Source organism: Microbacterium ulmi, from assembly GCF_011759705.1.
Taxonomy (GTDB): Bacteria; Actinomycetota; Actinomycetes; order Actinomycetales; family Microbacteriaceae; genus Microbacterium; species Microbacterium ulmi.
In genome coordinates, this window is sequence record NZ_JAAOZF010000002.1 from 497,289 (window position 1) to 521,107 (window position 23,819).

Annotated in this window: 26 protein-coding genes, 2 tRNA genes and 1 pseudogene; 8 read left to right on the forward strand and 21 right to left on the reverse strand. The window is 69.7% G+C overall.

Going from position 1 to position 23,819, the window contains the following annotated elements; genetic code table 11:
• The first annotated feature begins 20 nt into the window (after window positions 1-20).
• Entirely contained in the window at window positions 21-2,069 is a 2,049-nt protein-coding gene (locus FHS08_RS14965) for a M3 family metallopeptidase (protein WP_167040904.1), read from the forward strand.
• 1 nt (window position 2,070) lies between these two features.
• On the forward strand, window positions 2,071-2,706 hold the full coding sequence (locus tag FHS08_RS14970) for a class I SAM-dependent methyltransferase (RefSeq protein WP_341800434.1): 636 nt from the start codon (window positions 2,071-2,073) through the stop codon (window positions 2,704-2,706).
• Between the two features lie 19 nt (window positions 2,707-2,725).
• Here FHS08_RS14970 and clpX read toward each other — a convergent pair whose 3' ends face one another.
• The 8 genes from clpX to FHS08_RS15010 all read right to left on the reverse strand — a co-directional run bounded on the left by clpX (window position 2,726) and on the right by FHS08_RS15010 (window position 10,747).
• On the reverse strand, window positions 2,726-3,994 hold the full coding sequence (gene clpX, locus FHS08_RS14975; protein WP_167040910.1) for an ATP-dependent Clp protease ATP-binding subunit ClpX: 1,269 nt from the start codon (window positions 3,992-3,994) through the stop codon (window positions 2,726-2,728).
• A 168-nt stretch (window positions 3,995-4,162) separates the two neighbouring features.
• Window positions 4,163-4,837 (reverse strand): ATP-dependent Clp protease proteolytic subunit, encoded by a 675-nt coding sequence (locus FHS08_RS14980; protein WP_167040913.1) that lies wholly within the window; start codon window positions 4,835-4,837, stop codon window positions 4,163-4,165.
• Between the two features lie 31 nt (window positions 4,838-4,868).
• A complete protein-coding gene (locus FHS08_RS14985; RefSeq protein WP_167040916.1) occupies window positions 4,869-5,453 on the reverse strand; it encodes an ATP-dependent Clp protease proteolytic subunit in 585 nt (194 codons plus the stop codon).
• A gap of 80 nt (window positions 5,454-5,533) precedes the next feature.
• On the reverse strand, window positions 5,534-6,025 hold the full coding sequence (locus FHS08_RS14990; RefSeq protein WP_167040919.1) for a tetratricopeptide repeat protein: 492 nt from the start codon (window positions 6,023-6,025) through the stop codon (window positions 5,534-5,536).
• 105 nt (window positions 6,026-6,130) lie between these two features.
• Window positions 6,131-7,561, reverse strand: coding sequence for a trigger factor (gene tig, locus FHS08_RS14995; RefSeq protein WP_167040922.1), 1,431 nt, complete (start codon window positions 7,559-7,561; stop codon window positions 6,131-6,133).
• Window positions 7,562-7,950: 389 nt separating this feature from the next.
• Entirely contained in the window at window positions 7,951-8,796 is an 846-nt protein-coding gene (locus FHS08_RS15000; protein WP_167040925.1) for a DUF4389 domain-containing protein, read from the reverse strand.
• Between the two features lie 56 nt (window positions 8,797-8,852).
• Entirely contained in the window at window positions 8,853-9,884 is a 1,032-nt protein-coding gene (locus FHS08_RS15005; protein ID WP_341800435.1) for an NAD(P)-dependent alcohol dehydrogenase, read from the reverse strand.
• Window positions 9,818-10,747, reverse strand: a complete 930-nt coding sequence (locus FHS08_RS15010; protein WP_167040928.1) for an oxidoreductase — start codon at window positions 10,745-10,747, stop codon at window positions 9,818-9,820. Before FHS08_RS15010 ends, FHS08_RS15005 begins: the two co-directional genes overlap by 67 nt.
• Before the next feature lie 96 nt (window positions 10,748-10,843).
• Between FHS08_RS15010 and FHS08_RS15015 the strand changes: the two genes are divergently transcribed.
• Window positions 10,844-11,527 carry a TetR/AcrR family transcriptional regulator gene (locus FHS08_RS15015; protein ID WP_167040930.1) on the forward strand — a complete coding sequence of 228 codons (684 nt, stop codon included), beginning with the start codon at window positions 10,844-10,846 and terminating at the stop codon, window positions 11,525-11,527.
• Between the two features lie 241 nt (window positions 11,528-11,768).
• Here FHS08_RS15015 and FHS08_RS15020 read toward each other — a convergent pair whose 3' ends face one another.
• The 3 genes from FHS08_RS15020 to FHS08_RS15030 form a co-directional block, all read right to left on the reverse strand.
• Window positions 11,769-12,005 (reverse strand): hypothetical protein, encoded by a 237-nt coding sequence (locus FHS08_RS15020; protein WP_167040933.1) that lies wholly within the window; start codon window positions 12,003-12,005, stop codon window positions 11,769-11,771.
• Between the two features lie 10 nt (window positions 12,006-12,015).
• The gene (locus FHS08_RS15025; RefSeq protein ID WP_167040936.1) at window positions 12,016-12,603 is read right to left on the reverse strand and encodes a helix-turn-helix domain-containing protein; all 588 of its coding nucleotides are present in this window, start codon (window positions 12,601-12,603) and stop codon (window positions 12,016-12,018) included.
• Window positions 12,604-12,623: 20 nt separating this feature from the next.
• Window positions 12,624-12,700: transfer RNA gene (locus FHS08_RS15030), tRNA-Pro, on the reverse strand.
• A 238-nt stretch (window positions 12,701-12,938) separates the two neighbouring features.
• Between FHS08_RS15030 and FHS08_RS15035 the strand changes: the two genes are divergently transcribed.
• Window positions 12,939-13,012 (forward strand) — tRNA-Gly (locus tag FHS08_RS15035).
• Window positions 13,013-13,045: 33 nt separating this feature from the next.
• Here FHS08_RS15035 and FHS08_RS15040 read toward each other — a convergent pair.
• The 3 genes from FHS08_RS15040 to FHS08_RS15050 form a co-directional block, all read right to left on the reverse strand.
• Window positions 13,046-14,053: a thermonuclease family protein gene (locus FHS08_RS15040; protein WP_167040939.1), complete on the reverse strand. Its 1,008-nt coding sequence runs from the start codon at window positions 14,051-14,053 to the stop codon at window positions 13,046-13,048.
• A gap of 289 nt (window positions 14,054-14,342) precedes the next feature.
• Window positions 14,343-14,708 carry an A1S_2505 family phage non-structural protein gene (locus FHS08_RS15045; protein WP_167040942.1) on the reverse strand — a complete coding sequence of 122 codons (366 nt, stop codon included), beginning with the start codon at window positions 14,706-14,708 and terminating at the stop codon, window positions 14,343-14,345.
• Complete coding sequence (locus tag FHS08_RS15050) at window positions 14,705-15,241, reverse strand: gamma carbonic anhydrase family protein (RefSeq protein ID WP_167040945.1); 537 nt, start codon at window positions 15,239-15,241, stop codon at window positions 14,705-14,707. Before FHS08_RS15050 ends, FHS08_RS15045 begins: the two co-directional genes overlap by 4 nt.
• Before the next feature lie 122 nt (window positions 15,242-15,363).
• Here FHS08_RS15050 and FHS08_RS15055 point away from each other — a divergent pair, with 122 nt between their 5' ends.
• Window positions 15,364-15,849 carry a Dps family protein gene (locus tag FHS08_RS15055; protein WP_167040948.1) on the forward strand — a complete coding sequence of 162 codons (486 nt, stop codon included), beginning with the start codon at window positions 15,364-15,366 and terminating at the stop codon, window positions 15,847-15,849.
• A gap of 46 nt (window positions 15,850-15,895) precedes the next feature.
• Here the strand turns inward: FHS08_RS15055 and FHS08_RS15060 are convergent, their stop codons facing one another.
• The 5 genes from FHS08_RS15060 to FHS08_RS15080 all read right to left on the reverse strand — a co-directional run bounded on the left by FHS08_RS15060 (window position 15,896) and on the right by FHS08_RS15080 (window position 20,737).
• The gene (locus FHS08_RS15060) at window positions 15,896-16,549 is read right to left on the reverse strand and encodes a response regulator (protein WP_167040951.1); all 654 of its coding nucleotides are present in this window, start codon (window positions 16,547-16,549) and stop codon (window positions 15,896-15,898) included.
• Window positions 16,550-16,578: 29 nt separating this feature from the next.
• Window positions 16,579-17,967, reverse strand: a complete 1,389-nt coding sequence (locus tag FHS08_RS15065) for a sensor histidine kinase (protein WP_243847528.1) — start codon at window positions 17,965-17,967, stop codon at window positions 16,579-16,581.
• 133 nt (window positions 17,968-18,100) lie between these two features.
• A complete protein-coding gene (locus FHS08_RS15070) occupies window positions 18,101-19,603 on the reverse strand; it encodes an amidohydrolase (protein WP_167040953.1) in 1,503 nt (500 codons plus the stop codon).
• A complete protein-coding gene (locus FHS08_RS15075; RefSeq protein ID WP_167040956.1) occupies window positions 19,600-20,241 on the reverse strand; it encodes an FMN-binding negative transcriptional regulator in 642 nt (213 codons plus the stop codon). Before FHS08_RS15075 ends, FHS08_RS15070 begins: the two co-directional genes overlap by 4 nt.
• A gap of 61 nt (window positions 20,242-20,302) precedes the next feature.
• Window positions 20,303-20,737: a cupin domain-containing protein gene (locus FHS08_RS15080; RefSeq protein ID WP_167040959.1), complete on the reverse strand. Its 435-nt coding sequence runs from the start codon at window positions 20,735-20,737 to the stop codon at window positions 20,303-20,305.
• 100 nt (window positions 20,738-20,837) lie between these two features.
• Between FHS08_RS15080 and FHS08_RS15085 the strand changes: the two genes are divergently transcribed.
• Window positions 20,838-20,981 (forward strand): hypothetical protein, encoded by a 144-nt coding sequence (locus FHS08_RS15085; RefSeq protein ID WP_167040962.1) that lies wholly within the window; start codon window positions 20,838-20,840, stop codon window positions 20,979-20,981.
• 15 nt (window positions 20,982-20,996) lie between these two features.
• On the opposite strand, the gene FHS08_RS15090 is transcribed toward FHS08_RS15085, so the two are convergent.
• Window positions 20,997-22,001 carry an Fpg/Nei family DNA glycosylase gene (locus tag FHS08_RS15090; RefSeq protein WP_167040965.1) on the reverse strand — a complete coding sequence of 335 codons (1,005 nt, stop codon included), beginning with the start codon at window positions 21,999-22,001 and terminating at the stop codon, window positions 20,997-20,999.
• Window positions 22,001-22,546 (reverse strand): ribose-5-phosphate isomerase, encoded by a 546-nt coding sequence (locus FHS08_RS15095; RefSeq protein ID WP_167040968.1) that lies wholly within the window; start codon window positions 22,544-22,546, stop codon window positions 22,001-22,003. The genes FHS08_RS15090 and FHS08_RS15095 overlap by 1 nt, the downstream gene beginning before the upstream one ends.
• A gap of 125 nt (window positions 22,547-22,671) precedes the next feature.
• On the opposite strand from FHS08_RS15095, the gene FHS08_RS15100 reads away from it, so the two are divergent.
• Together FHS08_RS15100 and FHS08_RS16995 are read left to right on the forward strand one after the other, a co-directional pair.
• A complete protein-coding gene (locus tag FHS08_RS15100; RefSeq protein ID WP_167040971.1) occupies window positions 22,672-23,040 on the forward strand; it encodes a PadR family transcriptional regulator in 369 nt (122 codons plus the stop codon).
• A pseudogene (locus FHS08_RS16995) lies at window positions 23,003-23,251 on the forward strand (permease prefix domain 1-containing protein); the annotation flags it as partial. The gene FHS08_RS15100 and the pseudogene FHS08_RS16995, both read left to right, overlap by 38 nt.
• Window positions 23,252-23,819 lie beyond the last annotated feature (568 nt).

The following is a 23,819-nucleotide window of genomic DNA, read 5'->3' on the forward strand; positions in this document are numbered from 1 at the left end:
CTCGCTCTAGGCTGGTGGCCATGACCGATGCCAATCCGCTGCTCGCGCCCAGTGCGCTCCCGTACGGCCTGCCCGACTACTCGCTCATCGAGCCTGGGCACTACCTGCCCGCGTTCGAAGCGGCGTTCCAGGAGCACACGCGCGAGGTCTCGGCCATCACGCGGGTCCGGTCGATGCCGACGTTCGAGAACACGATGGTGCCGCTGGAGGCGAGCGGGAGGCTCCTCGGCGATGTGGCCCGCACCTTCTACACCGTCAGCTCCGCCGATGCGACCGACGCGATCCAGGAGATCGACGAAGCGCTCGCACCGCTCATGGCGGCCCACACCGATGCCATCCAGCTCGACGCAGAGCTCTACCGGCGCATCAAGACCCTCCATGACCGGCTCGACGAGCTCGCGCTCGAGCCGGAGCAGCGGTACCTCGTCGAGCGGCACTTCCGCGAGATGACGCAGGCGGGCGCGGGATTGGATGCCGAGGCCAAGGCCCGTCTGACGGAGCTCAATCAGCGACTGTCGTCCCTCACGACGACGTTCGAGAAGAACCTCCTCGCCGACACGAACGACCTGGCCGTCGTCTTCGACGATGCCGCCGAGCTCGACGGGCTCACGGAGAGCGAGCTCTCGGCCGCGGTGCAGAACGCCGTCGACCGCGGGCTGGAGGGCAAGCACGTCGTGACGCTCACGCTGTTCACGGGGCATCCCTACCTCGCGAGTCTCACCAACCGCGAGAGCCGTCGCCGCATCCTCGAGGCGTCCCGCTCCCGCGGAGCACGCGGCAACGAGAACGACAACCGCGACGTGCTGCGCGAGATCGTGCGCCTGCGCGCCGAGCGTGCCGAGCTCCTCGGCTTCGCGACGCACGCGGAGTATGTCACGTCCGACGAGACGGCAGGCTCCCCTGAGGCGGTCCACGACCTGCTCCGTCGGCTCGCCGCGCCGGCCGCGACCAACGCCTCCCGCGAGCAGGCGGCCCTGCAGGAGATCGTGGATGCCGAGCCCGAGCCGTTCCCGCTCGAGGCGCACGACTGGGCGTTCTACACGGAGAAGGTGCGTCAGGCGCGGTTCGACCTCGATCGGACGGCGCTGCGCCCGTGGTTCGAGGCGGAGCGCGTTCTCCAGGACGGCGTCTTCCGCGCCGCGACCGAGCTGTACGGCATCACCTTCGCCGAGCGCCCCGATCTGCGCGCGTACCACCCCGACGTCCGCGTCTTCGAGCTGCACAACGCCGACGGCAGCGCGCTCGGGCTGTTCCTGCTCGACCTCTACACGCGCGACACGAAGCGCGGCGGCGCGTGGATGAACTCGATCGTGTCGCAGTCACGGCTGCGCGGCACGAAGCCGATCGTCGTCAACAACCTCAACGTGCCCAAGCCCGCCCCCGGCAGGCCGACGCTGCTGACTCTCGACGACGTCACGACGCTGTTCCATGAGTTCGGGCACGCGCTGCACGGCCTGTTCGCGACGGTCACCTACCCGCACTTCGCCGGTACCGCCGTCTTCCGCGACTTCGTCGAGTTCCCGAGCCAGGTCAACGAGATGTGGATCTACTGGCCCGCGATCCTCGCGGGATATGCGAAGCACGTCGAGACCGGCGAGCCGCTGCCGGCCGAGGTCATCGACAAGCTGCTGGCCTCCGAGACGTTCAACCAGGGCTTCGCCACGAGCGAGTACCTCGCCGCGAGCTGGATCGATCAGGCGTGGCATTCGCTGACGGCCGAGCAGGCGGGCGCCGACATCGACGTCGCCGGGTTCGAGGCGTCCGCCCTCGCCGACATCGGACTCGACAATCCCGTCGTTCCGACGCGCTACTCGTCGACCTACTTCGCGCACGTCTTCTCCGGCGGATACAGCGCGGGCTACTACTCGTATATCTGGAGCGAAGTGCTCGACGCCGACACGGTCGAGTGGTTCCGTGAGAACGGCGGGCTCACCCGCGCGAACGGCGAGCGGTTCCGCGACCGGCTCCTCGGCGTCGGCGGCTCGAAGGATCCCCTCGAGGCCTACCGCGACTTCCGCGGGCGGGATGCCGACATCCGGCCTCTCCTGGAGCGCCGAGGACTCGCCTGACGTGGATGCCGACGCGGTGCGCCGCGCCATCCGCGAGGCGTTCGACGAGCGGGCGGAGGCCTACGACGAGAGTGCGATGCACCGCGCCCTCGCCTCGGAGGCCGCCGCGTTCGCCGAGCTCGCGACGGTGCGGACGGTCCTCGACGTCGCGACCGGGACAGGGCTCGTACTCCGCGCGCTCGCCGAGCGACGGCCGCAGCTGCGGATGACGGGCGTCGACGTGTCGGCCGGCATGCTCGCCGTCGCGCGACGGGCCCTTCCCTCGGCCGAATGGGTCCAGGCCGACGCCGTCGCCCTGCCCGCCGCGGACGGCTCCGTCGATCTGGTCACGTGCGCGACGGCGCTGCACATCATCGTCGACACGGACGCCGCCATCTCCGAGTGGGCGCGCGTGCTCGCGCCGGGAGGCAGGGTCGTGACGGCGACGTTCGCACAAGGCGACCACGAGCCGGGCCACGTGCACGCGCAGACGCATGACAGGGCCGCCCCGCGCTACCCGCGCGTGCACGGCCCGTTCGCGTCGCCGGAAGCGCTCGCCCGCACGGTCGCCGGTGCCGGGTTCGCCGTGTCGCGTCACGCTCTCTGGTCGTATGCAGACGACCACGTGCTCATCGCGGAGCTGACGCTCGACGGCTGATCCCCGCGGTCGACGGGGCTCAGGCGCTCTTGCGCTTCTGCCTCAGGATGAGCGTCGGCGGAGCGCCCTCGTCGACCGACGCGCGCGTCACGATGACCTTGTCGACGTCTTCCGCGGAGGGGATCTCGAACATGATCGGACCGAGCACGTCCTCCAGGATCGCGCGCAGACCACGGGCGCCCGTCTTGCGGGCGACGGCGAGCTCGGCGATCGCCTCGAGCGCGTCGTGCTCGAACTCCAACTCGACATCGTCGAGCTGGAACATGCGCTGGTACTGCTTGACGAGCGCATTCTTCGGCTCTGTCAGGATCTCCATGAGCGCGACCCGGTCGAGCGGCGATACCGACGCGACGACCGGCAGGCGTCCGATGAACTCGGGGATGAGCCCGAACTTGTGGAGGTCTTCGGGCTGCACCTCGCTGAACAGGTTGAGGTCGTCGCCCTTGCTGTGCAGCGGTGCGCCGAATCCGACGCCGTGCTTGCCGACCCGCGACGAGATGATGTCTTCGAGCCCCGCGAACGCGCCCGCCACGATGAACAGCACGTTGGTCGTGTCGATCTGGATGAACTCCTGGTGCGGGTGCTTGCGACCGCCCTGCGGTGGAACCGATGCGACCGTGCCTTCGAGGATCTTCAGGAGCGCCTGCTGGACGCCCTCGCCCGAGACATCGCGCGTGATCGAGGGGTTCTCCGCCTTGCGAGCGATCTTGTCGACCTCGTCGATGTAGATGATGCCGGTCTCTGCGCGCTTCGTGTCGAAGTCCGCGGCCTGCAGGAGCTTGAGGAGGATGTTCTCGACGTCTTCGCCGACATAGCCCGCCTCGGTGAGCGCGGTCGCATCGGCGACCGCGAAGGGGACGTTGAGGCGCTTCGCGAGCGTCTGCGCGAGGTACGTCTTGCCGCAGCCGGTGGGGCCCAGCAGGAGGATGTTGCTCTTCGCGAGCTCGATCTCGTCGGCGCGCTGCTCGGCGGGCTGGATCGTGCCGTGCGCACGCACGCGCTTGTAGTGGTTGTAGACCGCGACCGACAGCGCGCGCTTCGCGTCGTCCTGACCGACGACGTACTCCTCGAGGAAGGCGAAGATCTCACGGGGCTTGGGAAGATCGAAGTCCGAGACGACGCCCGCCCCCTGCTCGGCGGCACGCTCCTCGATGATCTCGTTGCACAGCTCGACGCACTCGTCGCAGATGTACACACCGGGGCCCGCGATGAGCTGCTGGACCTGCTTCTGGCTCTTGCCGCAGAAAGAGCACTTGAACAGGTCGGCGCTCTCACCGATACGTGCCATCGGGCCTCTCCTCGCAGCTGACGGGGCACTTCCCCCCGGAATGGTTCGAGCCTAGACGCTCCCGCCGACGCGGGGGCGTATCGCCACGACGTTGTGAACGGATGCGGCATCCCGAACATGACGACGGGGATGCCGCGAGCCGCGGCATCCCCGTGTCTTCCCGTGTCGCTACTTCGTGAGCGCCGCGGGCGTGCGCTTGCGCGTCGTCAGGACCTGGTCGACGAGTCCGTACGTGACGGACTCCTCCGCGGACAGGATCTTGTCGCGGTCGATGTCGCGGTTGACCTCGGCCTGCGTCTTGTTCGAGTGCTTCGAGAGCGTCTCCTCGAGCCACGTGCGCATGCGGAGGATCTCCTGCGCCTGGATCTCGATGTCGGACGCCTGGCCGTGACCGGCCTCGCCCATGGCGGGCTGGTGGATCAGGATCCGAGCGTTCGGCAGCGCGAGGCGCTTTCCGGGCGCACCGGCGGCGAGGAGCACCGCCGCGGCCGAGGCGGCCTGGCCGAGCACGACGGTCTGGATCTGCGGCGAGACGTACTGCATCGTGTCGTAGATCGCGGTCATCGCCGTGAACGAGCCGCCGGGCGAGTTGATGTACATGATGATGTCGCGGTCGGGATCCTGGCTCTCGAGCACGAGCAGCTGCGCCATGACGTCGTCGGCGGACGCGTCGTCGACCTGCACGCCGAGGAAGATCACACGGTCCTCGAACAGCTTGTTGTACGGGTCCTGGCGCTTGTATCCGTAGGCGGTGCGCTCCTCGAACTGCGGAAGGACGTAACGGCTGCTCGGGACCTGGAGGCCCCGGGGGCTCGTCTGCGGACCGAAGGTGGGGGTGTGCATTCTGCGTTCTCTCTCTTTCGCCTTCGGCCGGTCAGTTCGCGGTTCCGCCGCCGCCGACGACATCCGTCGCCGACTCGCGGATGTGGTCGACGAATCCGTACTCGAGCGCCTCCTGGGCGGTGAACCAGCGGTCGCGGTCGCCGTCCTCGTTGATCTGCTCGACGGACTTGCCCGTCTGCGCCGCCGTGATCTCGGCGAGCCTGTTCTTCATCGACACGATGAGCTGCGCCTGCGTCTGGATGTCGCTCGCGGTGCCGCCGAAGCCGCCGTGCGGCTGATGCAGCAGGACGCGCGCGTTGGGCGTGATGTAGCGCTTGCCCTTCGTGCCGGCCGTCAGCAGCAGCTGGCCCATCGAGGCCGCCATGCCGATGCCGACGGTCACGATGTCGTTCGGGACGAACTGCATCGTGTCGTAGATCGCCATGCCCGCGGTGATGGAGCCGCCGGGTGAGTTGACGTAGAGGAAGATGTCCTTCTGGGAGTCCTCAGCTGCCAGAAGCAGGATCTTGGCGCAGATCTCGTTGGCGTTCTCGTCGCGCACCTCGGACCCGAGCCAGATGATGCGGTCCTTGAGGAGCCTGTCGAAGACGCTCGTCGCGACAAGGGGTTCGGCCATGTTCACTCCTGATTCGGTGGTCGTGGGATCGAATCTACCGGCGCGTCGGGGGCGACCCGCCCGTGTTCGCCGTGGGCAGATCAGTCGCGCCGGCTCCCCAGCTCGCGCGCGTAGCCGGCGACCGATCGGGTGTAGCGCGACAGGTGCGGCGCGAGCGCCTGCAGAGAGATCGAGAGCCCGCGCAACGGGTCGCCCGCGCTGGCGAGTGCGAGGGCGTAGAAGGCGGATGCCTCGTCGTGCAGCGGCCCGCCGATGCTGTCGTCGTATGCGTCGCCGAGCATGCGCAGCGCCTCGTCGATCTTGCCGAGGTTGCGGATCGTGCTGGCGAGCTGGATGCGCGCGCGCGTACGGCGATAGGGGTCGAGGCCGCCCTCGAGAGCACGGCGGTACAACGCCTCGGCCTCGTCCTCGACGCCGGCCGAGTCGCGAGCGCCGGCACGCTCGAAGAGCGCAACGGGATCGTCCGGGTCGCGCTCCATCGCCAGCGCGTCGATGCGTGCGATGCGCTCCTGGTCGGTCAGCGCGTCATCCGCCCAGACCTGTTCGACCCGTGCCTTCCAATCGGTCGTCATCCGATCGCCCTCTCTCTCGTCGGCTCCGAGTCCGTCGCCGTTCGCGAAGGAGGGGGTGGATGCCGCGGCATCCACCCCCTCCACGGTTCGTCGCTCGTGCGGCGACTACTCCTTGTCGGCGGCGGCCTTCTTCTTGGAGGGCGCGCGCTTCTTCGCCGCGGGCTTCTCCTCCGCCTCGATGATCTCATCGGCGTCGGCTGCGGCATCCGCGATGTCCTGCGCCTCTTCGACGACCTCGTCCTCGGCTGCGACCTCGTCCTCGATCGCGACGAAGCCGGCGAGATCGACGGGGTTGCCGTTCGTGTCGACGACCGACACCTTGCCGAGGGCCACCGCGAGGGCCTTGTTGCGGGCGACCTCGCCGATGAGCGCCGGCAGCTGGTTGTTCTGCTGCAGCGTGTCGACGAACTCCTGCGGCGCCATGCCGTACTGCGCGGCGGACTGGATGAGGTACTGCGTGAGCTCGTCCTGCGAGACCTGGACGTCGAACTTCTCCGCGATCGCGTCCAGGAGAAGCTGCGTGCGGAACTGCTTCTCGCTCGCCTCCGTCACCTCCGCACGGTGCACGTCGTCCTCGAGGCGGCCCTCGGACTCGAGGTGGTTGTGCACCTCGTCCTCGATGACGCCCGTCGGAACGGGGATCTCGACCTCTGCGAGCAGCTTCTCGACGAGCTTGTCGCGCGCCGCGGAGCCCTGCGTGAAGACGGACTGCTCCGAGACGCGCTCCTTGAGGCTGTCGCGCAGTTCGGCGATCGTGTCGAACTCGCTCGCGATCTGCGCGAAGTCGTCGTCGGCCTCGGGGAGCTCGCGCTCCTTGACGGCCTTGACCGTGACGGAGACCTCCGCCTCCTCGCCGGCGTGATCGCCGCCGACGAGCTTCGAGCGGAACGTCGTGTCCTCACCGGCGGTGAGCGAGTCGATGGCGTCGTCGATGCCCTCGAGGAGCTCCCCCGAGCCGACCTCGTACGACACGGCCTCGGCGCGGTCGATCTCGGCGCCGTCGATCGTCGCGACGAGGTCGAGCTCGACGAAGTCGCCCGACGCCGCGGGACGGTCGACCGTGATGAGAGTGCCGAAGCGACCGCGCAGGCGGTCGAGCTCCTCGTCGATCGACGCGTCGTCCGCCTCGACGGCGTCGACCTCGACGGTCGTGCCCTCGAAGGCCGGCAGTACGAACTCGGGGCGGACGTCGACCTCGATCTCGACCTTGAGGTCGCCCGAGAAGTCCTTCTCCGCCGGCCACTCCTTGACGTCGGCGCTGGGGCGGCCCATGACGCGGATGCCGTGCTCCTCCACCGCGTCGCGGTAGAAGCGGTCGAGGCCGTCGCTGACGGCGTGCTCGAGCACCGCGGTGCGGCCGATGCGCTGGTCGATGATGGGGGCGGGGACCTTGCCCTTGCGGAAGCCGGGGACCTGGACGTCCTGCGCGATGTGCTCGTAGGCGTGCGCGATGCTCGGCTTGAGGTCCTCGGGGGTGACCGTGATGTTCAGCTTCACCCGGGTGGGGCTGAGCTTCTCGACGGTGCTGTTGACCATGCGTCGTTCTCCTCGTTCAGACCGCGCGGGAGCTCGCGGTCAGGTCTGGGTCTGTGGGGCCGTGACGTCGGGGCGACAGGATGTGAACCTGCGGCCTCCCGTGGCCACCGAGCCATTGCCGGGTGGCCCCGGCTGCCCCGGAATGTCTTGGGTTTCCTTGTGTCAGCAGGGAATACGGCGACGGCCGAACATAGAGTCTATCGGAACATCTGCGATCGCCTGCGGTCGATAGGGGTGGGCTGCCGATGACCGCCGGTCAGGCGTGGGTCGTGCCGAGCCCCGTGGCTTGTGGAGGATGATGAGCCGACCGTATGCGACCGAGGATCGAGTGGCGCAGGTAGATGGCCCTCGCCGGATTGGCGAGGGCCATCGTTCCGATAGACCGTCTTCTACTTCTCGAGTGCGCCTGGGTCGAGGCGGAAGGGCGGGTACTCGTCGCGCATGAGCGCCGTGTACGCGAAGACCCGGTACATCCAGCGGTGTGCGCCCATGATCAGGTTGAACAGTCCGAGCCGGTAGACGCCGGTGAACAGCAGGATGATCGCCGCGAGGAGGAGGAGCAGCCCGAGCAGGGAGAGCGTCTCGCCGTGGCCGCCGGTCCACGCGGCCCAGGTGCCGCCGGTGACGAGAGCGACGATCACAAGGTGCGGGAGCGCGAACAGCCACGACTTGAACAGCACCTTCCAGCGTGAGAGCGCGGTCGGGTACTCGACCTCGAAGGTGGCGGGATAGTCGGTGCGCGCAAGCGTGAAGGGCGGGTACTTGTCGCTGCCGAGCACGCCGTTGGCGTAGAACGCGACGCGCCAGTTCCAACGGAGCACTCCGTTGGTGAACTGGAACAGCCGAGCCGGGTAGCGGCCGGTGAACAGGATCGCGAACCCGGCAGCGACGGTCACGACGACGAACGCGATCCAGAGGATGGCCAGCACGACGAAGTGCGGGATGGCGAGCAGCCACTTCACGAGCCACATCCAGCGCGTCAGCTTCGGGTCGAGCACGCCCTCGACGCTCACCTTGCGGGCTGCCGGGGGCGCTCCGCCGATGGATCCGCCGAGGCCCGTCGCACCGACGATGATCAGCGCGACCCCGACGAGCACGGCGGCGATCGTGATGAGTGGAGACAAGTCGTACGCAAGCGCCGTCGGTGCGGCGGCGCCGGTGAGCACGCCGGCGACGAGCGCGAGCATGTGTCGGGCGTTCATCCTGTGCGGCGTTGGGGACGTGATGGTGGTCATGATGTGGTGTTCCTTCGGTTGGGTGCTGCAGTTCGACGGCCGGTTGGCGGGCGAGGTCAGACGGAGATCGCGACTTTGCCGGAGGCGTGCTCGTCGACGAAGTACTCGACCGCAGCCGGCACCTCGGCGAGCGGGAAGGTGCGGTCGATCGCTGGCGTGACGTGCCCCGCCTCCAGCAGCTCGCGCAGCTCATCCAAGACCTGGGTGGTGCCGTGCTGCGAGAAGAGGCTGAGCGTCTGACCGACGAACGGTGACATCGCGACGGCGCTCATGATGCGTCCCATCGGTCCGAACACCGGATGCCCGGTGCCGCTGGAGAGCACGAGCGTGCCCTTCGGGGTCAGCACCGATCGGAGCCGGCCGAGCGAGTGGTTGCCGATCAGGTCGAGGATGACGTCGTACCGGGCGGTGTCCAGCGTGAAGTCGTCCCGGGCGTAGTCGATCGCGCGGTCTGCGCCGAGTCCGCGCACGAGCTGCGCGTTCCGGGAGCTCGCGACGGCGGTGACCTCGGCACCCAGCGCCTTGGCGATCTGCACGGCGAACGTGCCCACTCCGCCGGAGGCGCCGTTGATCAGCACCCGCTGTCCAGGAGTGACTGCCCCGGCGTCGCGGAGGCCGAGGTACGCGGTCATGCCCGCAAGAGGAATGGTGGCCGCCTGCTCGAAGGTGAGGATCGCGGGCTTGCGCGCGATCTTCGCGACCGGCGCGGCCACGAATTCCGCGAAGGTGCCGGATTCGAGTTCGCCGTACACCTCGTCGCCGACCTTGAAGGCGGTGACACCAGACCCGACGGCTTCGATGACTCCGGCGACATCCTTCCCGCGCACCGGTGTCTTCGGCGTCCTCAGCCCGAAGGCGAGGCGGGAGATGCTCGGCCGGCCGGAGATATAGACCCAGTCGGCGTGGTTGATGCTCGCAGCCCGAACGCGGACCAGCACCTCGCCGTCACCGATCGTAGGGCTCTCGGTCTCCTCCAGCCGCAGCACGCTGGCGTCGCCGTAGGCGCGCTGGACGATGGCCTTCATCGGGTGCTCGCCATCTGGACCGCCGGGTAGGGCACGCCGGTGAGTTCCTCCGACACCGCCCACAGGCGGGCGGCGATGAGCGGGTCGGCTGCGGCATCCGAGCGGCCCACCAGGACCGGCGCTCCTGCCATCTCGCGCTTGTTGGCCGGTCCGGCGTAGCTGCCACCGGGGATCTCGGCGGTGGCGGCGAACAACGTCGGCAACGCGCCGGCTGCCGCATCCTGGGCGAACAGGCGCACGACCACCGTGGCGAAGACGGTCATGATCGCGCTCTCGGAGCTCGACATGAGGTTGGTCGAAGCCATGCCCGGATGAGCCGCCGTCGAGAGGACGGAGGATCCGGATGCCGTCAGCCGGCGCTGCAGCTCGAGCGAGAACAGCAGGTTCGCAAGCTTCGACTGCTCGTACCCACCGGCGCCCCCGCCGTACTTCCGGGTCGCCCAGTTGAGGTCGTCGAAGTCGATCGTGCCCGAGCGGTGCGCACTGCTCGCGACCGTGACGACCCGGCTGGTGACGTGCGGGAGCAGGAGGTTGGTGAGGGCGAAGTGACCGAGGTGGTTGATGCCGAACTGCAGTTCGAATCCATCCTTCGTGTACCCGAGCGGCGGGACCATCACCCCGGCGTTGTTCACCAGCACGCGGATGTCGCCGGTCCAACCGGCGGCGAAGGCACGCACCCAGCCCAGGTCGGCGAGGTCGAGATGGCGCACCTCGGTGGATCCACCGATGCCGGCCGCCGCATCCTCACCCTTGTGAACGTCGCGCACGGCGAGCACGACGTGCGCACCCTTCGCGGCGAACACCCGGGCCGCTTCAAGCCCGATGCCGCTGTTGCCGCCGGTCACGACGATCGTCGCGCCGTCGAGTTCGGGCATGCGGTCGATCGTCCAGTCGGGGACTGCGTCGTGCGTCCGGTTGCCGTTCATGGCATCTCCTTGATTCGCCCTTACGCTGTAAGGGTGCTGTGGTGAAGCTACCATACGTTGTAAGGTGATGTCTAGCACACCGGAAGGAAGACACGGATGGCTCGCACCGAACGACGGGAACCCGTCACTCGCGATCGCGCCATCGGCGTTGCAATCGCACTGGCCGACGCGGGCGGACTCGAGTCGTTGAGCATGCGCAAGCTCGCCGCCGAGCTGGGCATCGAGGCGATGTCGCTCTACTACCACGTGAAAGGCAAGAGCGACCTGCTCGACGGCATGCTCGATGCCGTCTACACGGAGTTCTCGACACCACGGGCCGGGAACGAGTGGCGGCAGGCGATGCAGGATCGCGCCCGCTCGACCCGTGCGGTGCTGGCGAAGCATCCATGGGCGATCACCATCAAGGCACGTACCTCCCCCGGCCCTGCGACCCTCGGACACCTGGATGCGGTGATCGGCTGCCTGCGCGCAGCCGGCTTCTCCATGCCCCTGATCGGCCACGCGATGTCGCTGCTCGACAGCTACGTGCAGGGCTTCGCGCAACAAGAGGCCTCCCTGCCATTGGACCCCGCAGGCGACATCGCCGCAGCGACCGAGGAGATCATGGCGCAGCAGGCGCACATGGCGGAGACGTTCCCGAACCTCGCCGACATGGCGGCAGAACTCATCCTGAAGCCGGGCTACGCGTACGGAAACGAGTTCGACTTCGGGCTCGAATTGGTGCTCGACGGCCTCGCCGCCGCCCACGCGGAGGATCACGGCGTCACGGTCCGCGACTAGGTTGGGGCCGCGTCCGGGCCTCTCATCACGACCGAGCTCCACGTGCCGACGCGGCGCGCGGCGACCATCCCCCGGCCAGAGACGACCACTCGACTCAGCACGACCGGCCGACTCATCCTCGTGGCGGCCCCCGCCGGATTCGGCAAAGACGAGCATCCTGACCGAGTGGCCGACTTCCCTCGGGGACAGCACAGCCGTCGCCTGCTCTCGCTCGACGAGCGCCCCAGCGAGCCGAGCCAGTTCAGGACAGGACCCACGTGATCACCGCGTTGGACCGGGCTGTGCCGGAGTCGGGGGCGCTGCGCTCGAGGTCTTGCCGTCCAATCCGCCGTCGACCGAGACGGTCATCGCCACGCTGATCGACGACCTCGATTCCGCTGGAACCGACGTCGCGCTGGTGCTCGACGACTTCCACGTCATCGAGAACGGCACCATCCACGCCGGGATGTCGTACTTCGTCGAGAACCTTCCCGCCCATGTGCGCCTGGTCATAGCGAGCCGCGCCGCCCCCGCCGCTTCCGCGAGTCCGACTGCGAACCCGCGGGGAGCTGATCGAACTCCGCGCGGCCGACCTGCGATTCACGCCGTCCGAGGCATCCGCCTACATGAACGACGTGATGGGGCTCGCGCGCGGCGCGGGTGACGTCGTGGCGGTCGGCGATCGGACCGAGGGATGGATCGTGGCGACCTAACTCGCGGCACTTTCGATGAAGGGCCGGGATGACCCGAGCGCGGCCCATCGGGTCACCTCCCGCCTGCTCGTGCGCATCGAGTTCCCGCTGCTGCTCGATCCAGATCCGCACGTCCGATCCCGCGAGCTTCAGGTGCTTGCCGAAGCGGTGCGCGCGCGGCCCGAGGCCGCGGGTGCGCCAGTCGTAGACCATCGAGACCGGCACGCCGAGGTACGCAGCCAGCTCGCCCACGTCGAGCAGCGGCTCCAGCCCCCACGGGTTCGATGCGGTGTCGGCGTCCATACCGAACAGGTACGACGGCACCTCCGGGGCAACGTGAGACATCCGGAGAAGACACGGCGCTGCCGGAGCGCCTGGCCGCGGATGTGGCCCGGCGGCAGCCATTGAGATACTGCGGGCGAAACTGGTCGGGGCGACAGGATTTGAACCTGCGACCTCCCGCTCCCAAAGCGGGCGCTCTACCAAGCTGAGCTACGCCCCGGGCGAGAGCGCACGCGCGCGTGCACCGAACGGCCATGAGGAGTCTAGCCGACGGGCGTGCGAGGCGCCTGAACGGGCGGGGTGCGCGGTGCACCGCCCCAGGTTCGCAGGACCGCGTGAACTTCGCAGCATCCGCCCGCGATCCTGCGAGAATCGCTCGATACTCTGAAGTCTGTGAATGCTGTCCGGGGCGCTGCCGGCCGTGCCATAGACTTATGGATGCCGCGGCACGCCGCTGCGGGGATGTAGCTCAATGGTAGAGCCTCAGTCTTCCAAACTGATGGTGCGGGTTCGATTCCCGTCATCCCCTCCAATTGGTGAAGACGTCGGCCGCCGGGTCGTGCGCTCAGAACTCGCACACCCACCCGTCGTGGTCACGGTCCTGATACCAGTTGTACTCGGGGTCGACGCCCTGCTGATAGTTGCCGTATCCGGCCTGGTTCGCATCTCGGCACGTCCGGAACTGCGGGTCCGTTGCGGGGGCGACGGGCTGCGCGGGTTCGGCAGGCGCCGGGGCGACGGGAGCCGGGGCGACAGGGGCCGGCGCCGGGGCCACAGGCGCCGGAGCGGGCTCCGAGGGCATGTCGTGCTGCGCATCGAGCGTGACGTACTCGGACTCGAGCGGGTGCGCGCCATATCCGTCGCGACTGTCGTACCTGGCGACGGCCCAGCCGGTCTCGATCATGTGGGAGCCGGCATCCTGACCGCCGACGCGCACGTACCGCAACAGCCGCCCGTACTGATCGCTGTCGTCACGCCCATCGACCGCGACCAGTGTCAGGGTCCCGCCTCCCAAGAAGGCGGCAAGTTCCGCCGATGCCTGGTCGTATCCCCACAGGCCGATCTCGGGCGTGTCGATTCCGATGAGGCGCACTTCGCCCGCGGACGTGTCGATCGTGTCTCCATCGACGACAGACAGGAGCGTCACTGCGCTGGCTGTCGTCGGCGTCGGCGTCGGCGAGGGAGGAGCGGGGCTCTGTGTCGACTCCGCAGACGAACCCGCCGAGAACGCCACGGGCTCGTCGTCCGTGGCGCCCGCCAGAACGACGTTCGCGAGGCTGCCGGTGATCAGGAGGCCGACAGCGGAGACGGCGGTCACCCATATCGCAACCTTCCGATCGCGCAGCCGGAGCCACGTGGGCGTGTTCTTCGCAAGAGCGACGATTCCGGTGACGAGGACGATGAGGAAGATCACGACGAAGATCGGAGACAGGAGGACGCCGAGCCCGAAGGCGCCGATTCCGATAAGCACCCATGCCCAGACAGGTAGGCGTCGCTTCGCCTTGGGGGCTCGTCGGGCGGGTGGTGGCGTCAGTCCGATCACCGCGGTCGACTCCTGGGTCGGCTCGCTCATTCGTTCTCCAAGTCGTTCGGGGGGCGCTCGCAGCCGCCGTGCGGCAAGTGCGACCGTCCATCGGCAGCGCCCTGCCGCGAGCTCGAGATGAATCATATGAGAGGTTTCTCATGTTTCACTCGACGCACGCTGAGTGCACGCTGTCACCGCTGCAATAGATCCGGGAATCTCCGACGCGACGAAGGCGCCCCCGGCCTCCCTCCCCACACGACGGCGCGGTGGCTGTGACACCTCAGCTGTGCGACCGGCGATCGATGCGGACCGCGGCCACCTCCTCAGCCCGGCCGCGTCATTCGTCGGCGAGCACCGCGACGAACGACTCCGGCAGTTCGACGTTCTCGCCGGCAGCGCGGAAGAACCCTGCGACCTCCTCGGGTGTATAGCCGGCGATCCCGCAGCCGACCTCGGTCATGAGGAACCGCAGCTCGGGATGGGACGCCGCGAAAGCGATGAATCGCCGAGCCTGCTTCTCGAAGACCTCGAGCCCCGACATCGTGTCGATCCCGTACGCCTGGCCCTGCAGCCCCTCCGCCTGTCCCCAGACGGCGCCGAACCGCTCGTATGCGAAGCGCGCCGCTCCCCCGCCGTGCGCGCCGCGCGAGTTGGAGCCGAAGACGAAGACCTCGCCTCTACCCAGCGACTCGATCCGCGTCACACCCGAGTCGCCTCCTCGTGCGCCGTCACGTGGGCGCGGTAGATCTCCGCGTTGCGGACGATGCCCGCACGTTCCTCCTCGGTCAACTCGCGTCGCACCTTGGCGGGCACCCCGGCCACGAGCGAGCCGTCGGGGATGACCGACCCCTCGAGCACGACCGCTCCGCCTGCGACGAGGCATCCGGCGCCGATGACGGCGCCGGAGAGCACGACGCTGCCCATCCCGATGAGCGACCCGTCGCCGATCTCGCAGCCGTGCACGACGGCGTTGTGCCCCACCGAGACGTTCTCGCCGATGACGACGGGATGCCGCGAGTCCACGTGTACCGAGACGTTGTCCTGCAGATTGCTGCCCGCCCCGACGGTGATCGCGTCGCTGTCGGCACGAAGCACCGCGTTGTACCAGACGGACGCTCCCTCGGCGAGCGTCACGGCACCGATGATCCGCGCACCGGATGCGACGTACGCAGACTCGTGGAGTTCGGGGATCCTCCCCGCGACGGACAGAATGGAGGCGTCTTCGGCGATCGTCATGACTCCAACCTATTGCGCTGCGCCACGGGTGAGCCGAGCCTTCGCTTCCTTGCGGAATGCCGACGCCCGAGTAGCGTTTCACTCAGCAGACGTTTTCTGCCGATACGGAGGCGAGTGATCCAATGACCAAGACGCAGACGACCCCCGCGACCGCAGCCGACCCGACCGTCGCTGCGGGCACGGCTCAATTCCTCACGCCCGTCGTGCTGGGACTCCAGGCGCTGACGATCAACGGCAAGCAGGCGCACTGGCACGTGCGCGGCGCGAACTTCATCGGGGTCCACGAGCTGATCGACCAGATCGTCGAGCGCGTCGAGGGCTGGGCGGACGAAGCCGCCGAGCGGATCGTCGCGCTGGGCCTGCCTGTCGACGCTCGCCTCGGCACGATCGCCGAGAAGGTCGCTCCGACGGCGGTCGGCGCCGGCTTCGCCCAATGGGATGCCGTCGTCCGTGCGCTGATCGCCGACATCGACGCCGTGCTTCCTGACATCCAGGCGGCCATCGAAGGTCTCGACGAGGTCGACCTCACGAGCCAGGACATCGCCATCGGCATCAAGGAGGGCCTCGAGAAGGACCGCTGGTTCCTCTTCGCCCACCTCGCCGAGTAGCGCTGACGACGATGCCCCCCGGTCGCTCGACCGGGGGGCATCGTCGTCAGCGCTGCAGGAAGGCGAGTACCGCTAGCACGCGGCGATGCTCGGTCGCCGACTCCTCGAGCCCGAGCTTGGCGAAGATCGACGTGACGTTCTTCTCGACGGCGCCGACCCCGATGAAGAGGCGCTGGGCGATGCTGCCGTTGCTGCGGCCCTCCGCCATGAGCTCCAGGACGTCTCTCTCGCGGGGCGTGAGCGACGCGAGAGGATCCGCGCGGGCCGCCAGAAGCCCGCGGACGACGAGCGGGTCGAGCACGGTTCCGCCCTCGTGCACGCGGCGCACGGCATCCGTGAACTCGTCGAGCGATGTCACACGGTCTTTCAGCAGGTACCCGACCCCGCCCTCGCCGTCGGCGAGGAGCTCGCGGGCGTAGACCCCTTCGACGTACTGACTGAGCACGAGGATGCCGACCCTCGGCAGCGCCGCGCGGATGGCGAGCGCCGCGCGGATGCCCTCGTCGCGGAACGTCGGCGGAAGGCGGACGTCGAGGATCGCGACATCCGCCCTCACGCCTTGGACACGCGCGACGACGTCGTCGGCGTCGCCCCAGGCGCCGGCGGTCTCGTAGCCGGCCTCCTCGAAGAGGCGCACGAGACCTTCCCTCAGCAGGAGGGAGTCCTCGACGAGGACGACGCGCAGGGGGCGGTCGGTCACGCCCTCAGAATAGGCGTCGCCCTCGCCGCTCACGCCTGCACCGAGGCGGGCAGGTGGACGCCGACCGTCGTAGGTCCGCCGAGCGGGCTGTCGACGACGAGGTGCCCACGCAGACCCTGCACGCGCCCCTCGAGTCCGACGAGACCATGACCCGGCGCGACATGCGCACCGCCCCGCCCGTTGTCGACGACCCAGACGTCGAGCATCGCGTGCGCGCCGGGCCGCATCGCCGCCTTGAGAGTGACTCCCGTCGCCCCTGAGTGCTTCGCGACGTTCGTGAGCAGCTCGGCGACGACGAAGTACGCGGCGCGCGCGACCTCGGGGCCGACCTGCGTCTCGATCGCGGGATCGAGGTCGGCGTTCACCGGCACGGCGCTCGCCGCGGCGAGGGCCCCGAGTGCGGCGACGAGCCCTCGGTCCTGCAGGAGCGGCGGCGCGACACCGCTCGAGAGCGCGCGCAGCTCGTCGAGTGCAGCCTTCGCGTGCACCTGGGCCTCGCGAGCGAGGGCGGCCGCGGCATCCGGATCCCCCGCCTCGGCCCGGCGCTCGAGAGCCGCGAGATCGAGCTGCAGACGCACGAGGCGCTGCTGCGGTCCGTCGTGGATGTCGCGTTCGAGGCGGCGGAGCGCGGCATCCTCCGCCCGCACTGCGGCCGTGCGCGCCATCGCCTCGGCACGCGCCTCGGCGGCTAGGTCGTCGGACGGCCAGCGTCCGAGCATGCCCTGCGCGACGGCGTGGTGCGCGCGGGCGAGGCCGCCGAGCACCCAGGGCATCGTGATCGTGAACAGGATGCCGGCCGCGAGGTACAGCACGACCTCGACGGCCCAGCTCGACCACCCGCCGAAGAGCCACGGCACGGCGTCGGAGACGTAGCGCCCCCACTCGCCCGCGTCGCCGCGCGGGAGGAACAGTCCCCAGAACCAGTACGTGAGACCGCCGAGCCCGACGCTCAGCCAGGCGACCGTCAGTGCGAACGAGATCGTGCTGAGGACGGGGCTCACGATCATGCCGTGCACGAGCGAGAGCCAGTAGCGCGCATTGCGCAGCGGCCTCGTGAGCACGCGCCAGAACCCGGTCTGGTCGGGCCGGTCGCTCGTCCACTCCGGCTCCGCGATCCCGGGGAGCCCCGTGAGCCGCAGCAGGAAGCGGTCGGCCGCCCCGAACCCGCGCGCGACGAAGAGCGATGCGACCACGACGGGAAGGCCGATGACGAGGATGAGCATCCCGACGCCCGCCCAGAACACGCTCGCGAGCACGCCCACCGCCGTCATCGCGAGAGGGAACACGACGAGCAGGTAGACGGCGCTCCCCGGCGTCGCCCTCCACCAGTCGGCGTACGACGCCCAGAAGCCGCGCGGTTCGACGGCGGCGGCAGAGGCTCGGGGCTGTGCGGTGGTCATGAGGGTTCCTTCGGTCATGATCCCAGCCTCGCGAGCGCGGCGCTCGCGCGGCATCCGAGTGCCACCCGGATCGGCACGGGGGCTGTCCCCCGTGCCACGGCGACCTTCGCCGTCCGAGGGAACCGGTAGGGGTTCGCGTCCCGAGTGCCCGCTATGCGCGGTGCGTGACCCGTCCGGCAACGAGCGTCGCCGTGACCTGCATCGCGCGCAGCTCGGGCTCCCCGGCCGTGAGGGGGTCGGCCGCGCACAGGGCGAGGTCGGCGACCCCGCCCGGCTCGACCACGGCTCCGGATGCCGAGCCCCCGTGCGACGAGGCGGCGAGGGCCGTCGCGGCGTCGAGCGCCTGCGCCGGCTGCCAGGGCTCCCGGCCGTCGCGCGTGCGGAAAGCGGCGGCTGCGACGGCCGCCCACGGATCGAGCGGGCTGACGGGCGCGTCCGATCCGAACAGCAGGTTCGCGCCGGACTCGGCGAGTGCCCGCAGAGGGTACGGCAGCGCCGTCTGTCCCGCCCAGATCGAGTCAGTGAGATCGCGGTCGTCGACGGCGTGCTCGGGCTGAACGCTCGCGCCGACGCCCAGCCGGGCGAAGCGCGGGATGTCGGCGTGGGCGACCAGCTGAGCGTGCTCGATCGTCCCCGTCGCGCCGGTCAGCGCGAACGCGTCGAGCGCGTGACTGTTCGCGACGTCGCCGATCGCGTGGATCGCGCAGGAGAGCCCGTTGCCCGTCGCGGTCGTCATGAGATCGACGAGCTCCTCGGGCTGGACGGCGAGCACGCCATGGTTGTGCGGATCGCCCGGATAGGCGTGCGAGCAGGCCGCCGTGCGGGTGCCGAGCGAGCCGTCGGTGATGACCTTGAGCGATCCGACGCGGACGAGATCGGATGCCGCGCCCCTGACGAGGTCGCCCGTGCGCAGGCCCGCCGCGACGGCGCGCTCGAGCAGGTCGGGGTAGATCCCGAACTCGACCCGCAGCGCGTCGAAGCCGGCCGCGAGACGCCGGGCCCACGCCTCTTCGTTCCAGGCCATGTCGAGGTCGACGATCCCGACGACGCCGCGGGACGCGGCATCCCGGGCCACCCGCGCGACGAGCTCGTCGCCGGCGCGCGGATCGACGGCGTTCAGCCTGCGCGAGATCTCGAAGGCGGGGCCTTCTCGCAGCATGCCGTCGGCCGACTCGAAGCCCTCGCGACGCAGAGCGGCGGAGTTGAGCCACACGCTGTGCACGTCGGCGTTGATGAGGTAGGTCGGCACCTCCCCCGTCGCGGCATCCAGAGCGACGAGCGAGGGCGCGTCGGGCCAGAAGGCGTCGCGGAAGCCCGCGCCGACGCGACGCCCGTCGGCGAGCACGGGGGCGCCGGCCATCATGCGCGCGGCCTCCGCCGCAGAGGCGGCCTGGCCGAGCGGCTCCCGCTGCGCGGCGAGCGCCCACTGGACGGTGTGGACATGGTGGTCCCACAGGCCGGGGACGAGCCAGGCGCCGTCGGCGTCCAGCCGCGCTCCGTTCGACCGGAGCGCGCCCGCGGGGGCGATGTCGACGACGACCCCGTCGGCGAGGTGGACGTCGACGAGCTCGTCGCCGAACGGGTCGGAACGCCCCGCGCCCGTCAGCCGCGCGTTGGCCAGGACCGCTGCCGTCTCGCCGCGGACGAGCGTCATCGGGCAGCCCGACGCGTGTCGAGGTCGCGCTGCATCTCGCCGGGAAGCCGTGGATCCGTGTACCGCCCCGACCCAGCGCCGAGCTCGGCGATGATCGTCTCGACGACGTCGTCCGGCCGGTTCTGGCTGAGCTTGCGCTTCGCGACGATCCTCGTCGGCGTGAGGCGGAACCCGACCGTGCCCCTCTCGAGCCTCGTGACGAAGTCGGGATCGTTCGGACGCTCCCAGAGGAGACGCGGGTTCGGCATCCCGCGCTCGAACCGCTCCACGAGACGGTCGAGCACACGCAGGTTCTCGGTGGGAGAGAGCAGCTCGGGGATCCCGGAGAGGTGCGCGGAGACGAAGTTCCAGGTCGGCACGGCGGCGACGTCGCCGTACCACCCGGGCGAGATGTACCCGTGGGGGCCCTGGACCACCACGAGCAGCTCACGCTCGCCGAGGCCGTGGATGAGGTCGTCGGGCTTGCCGACATGCCCGACGATCGTCAGGTCGTCTCGGTCGTCGTCGAGCAGCACGGCGTAGTGCGAAGCGACGAGCCCATCGGCGGTCGCGCTCACGAGGGTCGTCCAGGGGTTCTCGTCGACGAGGCGACGCAGCTCGACGACATCCGCCATCGCGAAGCTGGGGTTCTGGCGCATGCGAACAGCCTACGGTCCGCGCCGCCGGGGCCTCCTCCCCCCGCTGCGGGATGCGCCGTGCTCAGCGAGCAGAGGCGCCGTCGGCGACGAGCTCGCTCGCGAACATCGCGAACACCTCCGCGAGGCTCCTCGCGCTGCGGATCTCCTCGTCGTGCAGGGCCGCGATGAGGGCGCGGATGCGGGGTGTCATGACGAGCAGATACCGCGCGGGCCCGGGGCCTTCATTCCAGTACGTGTGTGCGACGCCCGCACGGGCGCAGGCCGCGCCGCCGGCCGGCACGACGTGCCCGACGCCGTCGAGCAGGAACCCCATCGTCCCCTCGAGCACGTACCAGCCCTCGTCGTCCTCGTGGTGGATGTGCACCGGCGCCACGAACTCGCGCGCTGCACCGGCAGGGGCATCCGCCGTCCATTCCGCCAGAACGAACGCGCCTCCCGGATCCAGCTCTCTCTCGGCGACGGACGGACTGATCGGCTCTGTCGACGACATCTTCATGCCCCTCTGCTCCGCGGACACGTCCGCTGCACCCGCGGTGGCAGGATACGCGTGTGCTCGGAAGCCCGCACCCCTCTCGCGCTGCGCCGCGGAACCGCTGATGTGCCCTGATGACCTCGCCTACGGCGTCCTCGAGTTCTCCGGCGTCGACATGCACGAGGCGCAGACCACGTCGGGGGCGTGGTTCATGCGCGACACGGAATGGAGCTGGATGCTCGGGTCCGCGCCCGTCGACGACCTCTGAGCGCAGGCTCCGCCGTCACGCCTGGCAGGAGGGGCACCAGTACAGCTTGCGCGTCGCGAGCTCCTCCACGACGATCGCCGTGCCGCATACGCGGCAGGGGAGGCCCGCACGGTGGTAGACCCAGTGGCGGTCGTCGCGGTGCGCCATCGCGGCACGCCAGTCGTCCGGCGAGAGGTCGTCCATCGTCATCATCTGGCCCGTCTCGACGCCGATGCGCAGGAGTCGCGCCCAATCGCGCCAGAGCCCGCGGACGATCTCCTCCGGCACCTCGCGACCGGGGGTGTGAGGGTTCAGTCGCGCGCGGAACAGCATCTCGGCGCGATACACGTTGCCGATTCCGCTCACGACGCCCTGGTCCATGAGCAGGAGCGCGATCGAGGTGGGCTTGCGCCGCACGACCGACGTGAAGCGCTCCTCCCCCTCTGCGAGGTCGTCGACGAGCGGATCGGGGCCGAGCTTCGCGATCGTGGCGGCGACCTCGTCGGGCGTCTGCAGCTCGCACGCGGTCGGGCCGCGCAGGTCCGCGCACGTGGCGTCGGTCAGCAGACGCAGCCGCACCTGCCCCACGACGGGCGGCGGCCACTCCCCCGGATCCTCGTCGGGGAGCCCCGTCGTCTGCTCCGACATGCGCACGTGCACGCGCGTCCGCCGAGGCGCGCCGATCGAGGTGAGCGAGTTCTCGCCCGCGGCATCCATCACGGCGTCATCCTCGAGGAAGGTGCCGCGCTGGTTCGTCTGGCCCATGCGGCCGTTCGCCGACGCGATCGTCGGGTCTACGAGGATCTCGCCCGCGAAATCCCATGCGCCGTACATGCCGAGGTGCACACGCAGCCACAGATCGCCCTCGAACTCGAGGAACATCTGCTTGCCGACGGCGCGGACGGATGCCGCGGCCCGCCCGTCGATGAGCGACGCGCCCTCGGCGAACCGGCCCTGCGGGCTCGAGGCCGCGACCGTCCGCCCGACGATGTTCCGGTCGAACTGGCGGGCGATCCGGTGGACGGAGTGCCCCTCCGGCATCAGCCGGCTTCGGGGTCGAACGTGCTGTCGTCGTCGACGAGGACATCGGGCTGCGCACGCGCGGCCCGAGGGTCGGGCAGCAGCGAGCCGTCGGTCTCGTACGCCGCGATCTGCGCGATGCGTCGGACGTGCCGCTCCTCGTTCGAGAACGGCGTCTCGATGAAGCGGTCGATGAAGCTCGTCACGTCATCGAACGTGTGCTGGCGGGCACCGATCGCGATGACGTTGGCGTCGTTGTGCTCGCGCGCGAGCTCGGCCGTCGAGATGTTCCACACGAGGGCGGCGCGGATGCCGCGCACCTTGTTCGCGGCGATCTGCTCGCCGTTGCCCGATCCGCCGAACACGATCCCGAGCGCCTCGACGCCCGCCTCCTGGTCGCGGACGACCGCCTGGGCTGCGCGGACGCAGAACGAGGGGTAGTCGTCCACGGGGTCGTACTCGACGGGTCCGTGATCCACGACGTCGTGACCCTGGTCGGCGAGGTGGTGCTGCAGCTGCGTGGAGAACTCGAGGCCCGCGTGATCGGTCGCGATGTGGATGCGCATGCCTCAATCCTAGGGAGCGGCGAAGGTCTCGCCCTCGTCCGCGTGCGCCGCCCGACTGTCTCAGACGCTCGCCGAGTGATACCTTGTGGCTCTAGGTACATAGAAGCACAAGGTAAGGAGCGCGGATGCGCATCGGCAAGGACCTCGTGGCCGCGACGGCGACTCCGCTCGTGCTCGGCATCCTCGCGGAGGGCGAGTCGTACGGATACGCGATCCTCAAGCGCATCTCCGAGCTCTCCGGCGGCGAGCTCGACTGGAGCGACGGGATGCTGTACCCCCTCCTGCACCGCCTCGAGCGCCTCGGGTACGTCGAGTCGTCGTGGCACGCCTCCCCCGAAGGCCGGCCCCGAAAGCACTACGTGCTGAGCGTCGACGGCAGCCGGGCGCTCGCGGATCACCGCCGGCAGTGGACCCTCGTCGACGACGCGCTTCGCCGGGTGTGGAAGTCGGCGACGGATGCCGCATCCCTCCGACCCGCACTCGGGGAGGCCTGACGTGCCCGCGACGCCCGACGACGACCTGGTCGAGTCCCGCATCGCCGAATGGCGGACCCGGCTCGAGCGGCGCACGGCCTTCGACCGCGCAGACGCGGAGGAGCTCGAAGCGCACCTGCGCGAGCAGATGGACGAGCTGCGCCGATCGGGCCTCTCCGACGACGAGTCCTTCCTGATCGCGATCGGGCGGGTGGGATCACTCGACGACCTCTCGCGCGAGTACGCCCGCGAGCACTCCGACCGGCTGTGGAAGCAGCTCGTGCTCGGCGAGCCCGAGTCCGGATCCGTCCGGCGTCGCCGCGGGGTCGTCGCGGTCGTGCTCGCGATCGCGGCGGGCCTCGCGCTCAAGGCGCCGACGCTGTTCGGGATCGGACCGGACGGCTCGAACGGCGGTGGGCCCACGATCTTCGGAGCCGGCGTCGACAGCGCGTTCTATGCCCGCAACGGCATGCTGCTGGTCCTCCCGTTCCTCGGCCTGTACTTCGCATGGCGCAACCGGCCGACGCCTGCGGTCGCGGCATCCGTCGCCGGCGCGTTCGCACTCGCCGCCGTGCTGGTGAACGTCTACCCGTTCGCGCAGGACGGGATGACGCTCGGTCTCGCCGCCATCCACGTCCCGGTCGCCCTCTGGCTCGTGCTCGGCCTCCTCTACGCGCCGACGGCGGCCCGCTCGGACCGCGCGCGGATGGACTTCGTGCGGTTCACGGGCGAGTGGTTCGTCTACTACGCGCTGCTGGGCCTCGGCGGCGCCGTGCTCATCGGCCTCGGCTCCGCGGTCT

Excerpts from the sequence above, each read along its gene's own strand:
- FHS08_RS14965 (WP_167040904.1), top strand. The coding sequence starts at position 21 with ATGACCGATGCCAATCCGCTGCTCGCGCCCAGTGCGCTCCCGTACGGC.
- clpX (WP_167040910.1), bottom strand. The coding sequence starts at position 3,994 with ATGGCACGTATCGGTGAGAGCGCCGACCTGTTCAAGTGCTCTTTCTGC.
- FHS08_RS14980 (WP_167040913.1), bottom strand. The coding sequence starts at position 4,837 with ATGCACACCCCCACCTTCGGTCCGCAGACGAGCCCCCGGGGCCTCCAG.
- FHS08_RS14985 (WP_167040916.1), bottom strand. The coding sequence starts at position 5,453 with ATGGCCGAACCCCTTGTCGCGACGAGCGTCTTCGACAGGCTCCTCAAG.
- FHS08_RS14990 (WP_167040919.1), bottom strand. The coding sequence starts at position 6,025 with ATGACGACCGATTGGAAGGCACGGGTCGAACAGGTCTGGGCGGATGAC.
- tig (WP_167040922.1), bottom strand. The coding sequence starts at position 7,561 with ATGGTCAACAGCACCGTCGAGAAGCTCAGCCCCACCCGGGTGAAGCTG.
- FHS08_RS15000 (WP_167040925.1), bottom strand. The coding sequence starts at position 8,796 with ATGACCACCATCACGTCCCCAACGCCGCACAGGATGAACGCCCGACAC.
- FHS08_RS15010 (WP_167040928.1), bottom strand. The coding sequence starts at position 10,747 with ATGAACGGCAACCGGACGCACGACGCAGTCCCCGACTGGACGATCGAC.
- FHS08_RS15015 (WP_167040930.1), top strand. The coding sequence starts at position 10,844 with ATGGCTCGCACCGAACGACGGGAACCCGTCACTCGCGATCGCGCCATC.
- FHS08_RS15020 (WP_167040933.1), bottom strand. The coding sequence starts at position 12,005 with ATGGGCGGGAAGGTTCTCGACGAAGTACGACATCCCGGCGTGGATGGT.
- FHS08_RS15025 (WP_167040936.1), bottom strand. The coding sequence starts at position 12,603 with ATGGCTGCCGCCGGGCCACATCCGCGGCCAGGCGCTCCGGCAGCGCCG.
- FHS08_RS15040 (WP_167040939.1), bottom strand. The coding sequence starts at position 14,053 with ATGAGCGAGCCGACCCAGGAGTCGACCGCGGTGATCGGACTGACGCCA.
- FHS08_RS15050 (WP_167040945.1), bottom strand. The coding sequence starts at position 15,241 with ATGACGATCGCCGAAGACGCCTCCATTCTGTCCGTCGCGGGGAGGATC.
- FHS08_RS15055 (WP_167040948.1), top strand. The coding sequence starts at position 15,364 with ATGACCAAGACGCAGACGACCCCCGCGACCGCAGCCGACCCGACCGTC.
- FHS08_RS15065 (WP_243847528.1), bottom strand. The coding sequence starts at position 17,967 with ATGACCGAAGGAACCCTCATGACCACCGCACAGCCCCGAGCCTCTGCC.
- FHS08_RS15070 (WP_167040953.1), bottom strand. The coding sequence starts at position 19,603 with ATGACGCTCGTCCGCGGCGAGACGGCAGCGGTCCTGGCCAACGCGCGG.
- FHS08_RS15075 (WP_167040956.1), bottom strand. The coding sequence starts at position 20,241 with ATGCGCCAGAACCCCAGCTTCGCGATGGCGGATGTCGTCGAGCTGCGT.
- FHS08_RS15080 (WP_167040959.1), bottom strand. The coding sequence starts at position 20,737 with ATGAAGATGTCGTCGACAGAGCCGATCAGTCCGTCCGTCGCCGAGAGA.
- FHS08_RS15085 (WP_167040962.1), top strand. The coding sequence starts at position 20,838 with ATGTGCCCTGATGACCTCGCCTACGGCGTCCTCGAGTTCTCCGGCGTC.
- FHS08_RS15090 (WP_167040965.1), bottom strand. The coding sequence starts at position 22,001 with ATGCCGGAGGGGCACTCCGTCCACCGGATCGCCCGCCAGTTCGACCGG.
- FHS08_RS15095 (WP_167040968.1), bottom strand. The coding sequence starts at position 22,546 with ATGCGCATCCACATCGCGACCGATCACGCGGGCCTCGAGTTCTCCACG.
- FHS08_RS15100 (WP_167040971.1), top strand. The coding sequence starts at position 22,672 with ATGCGCATCGGCAAGGACCTCGTGGCCGCGACGGCGACTCCGCTCGTG.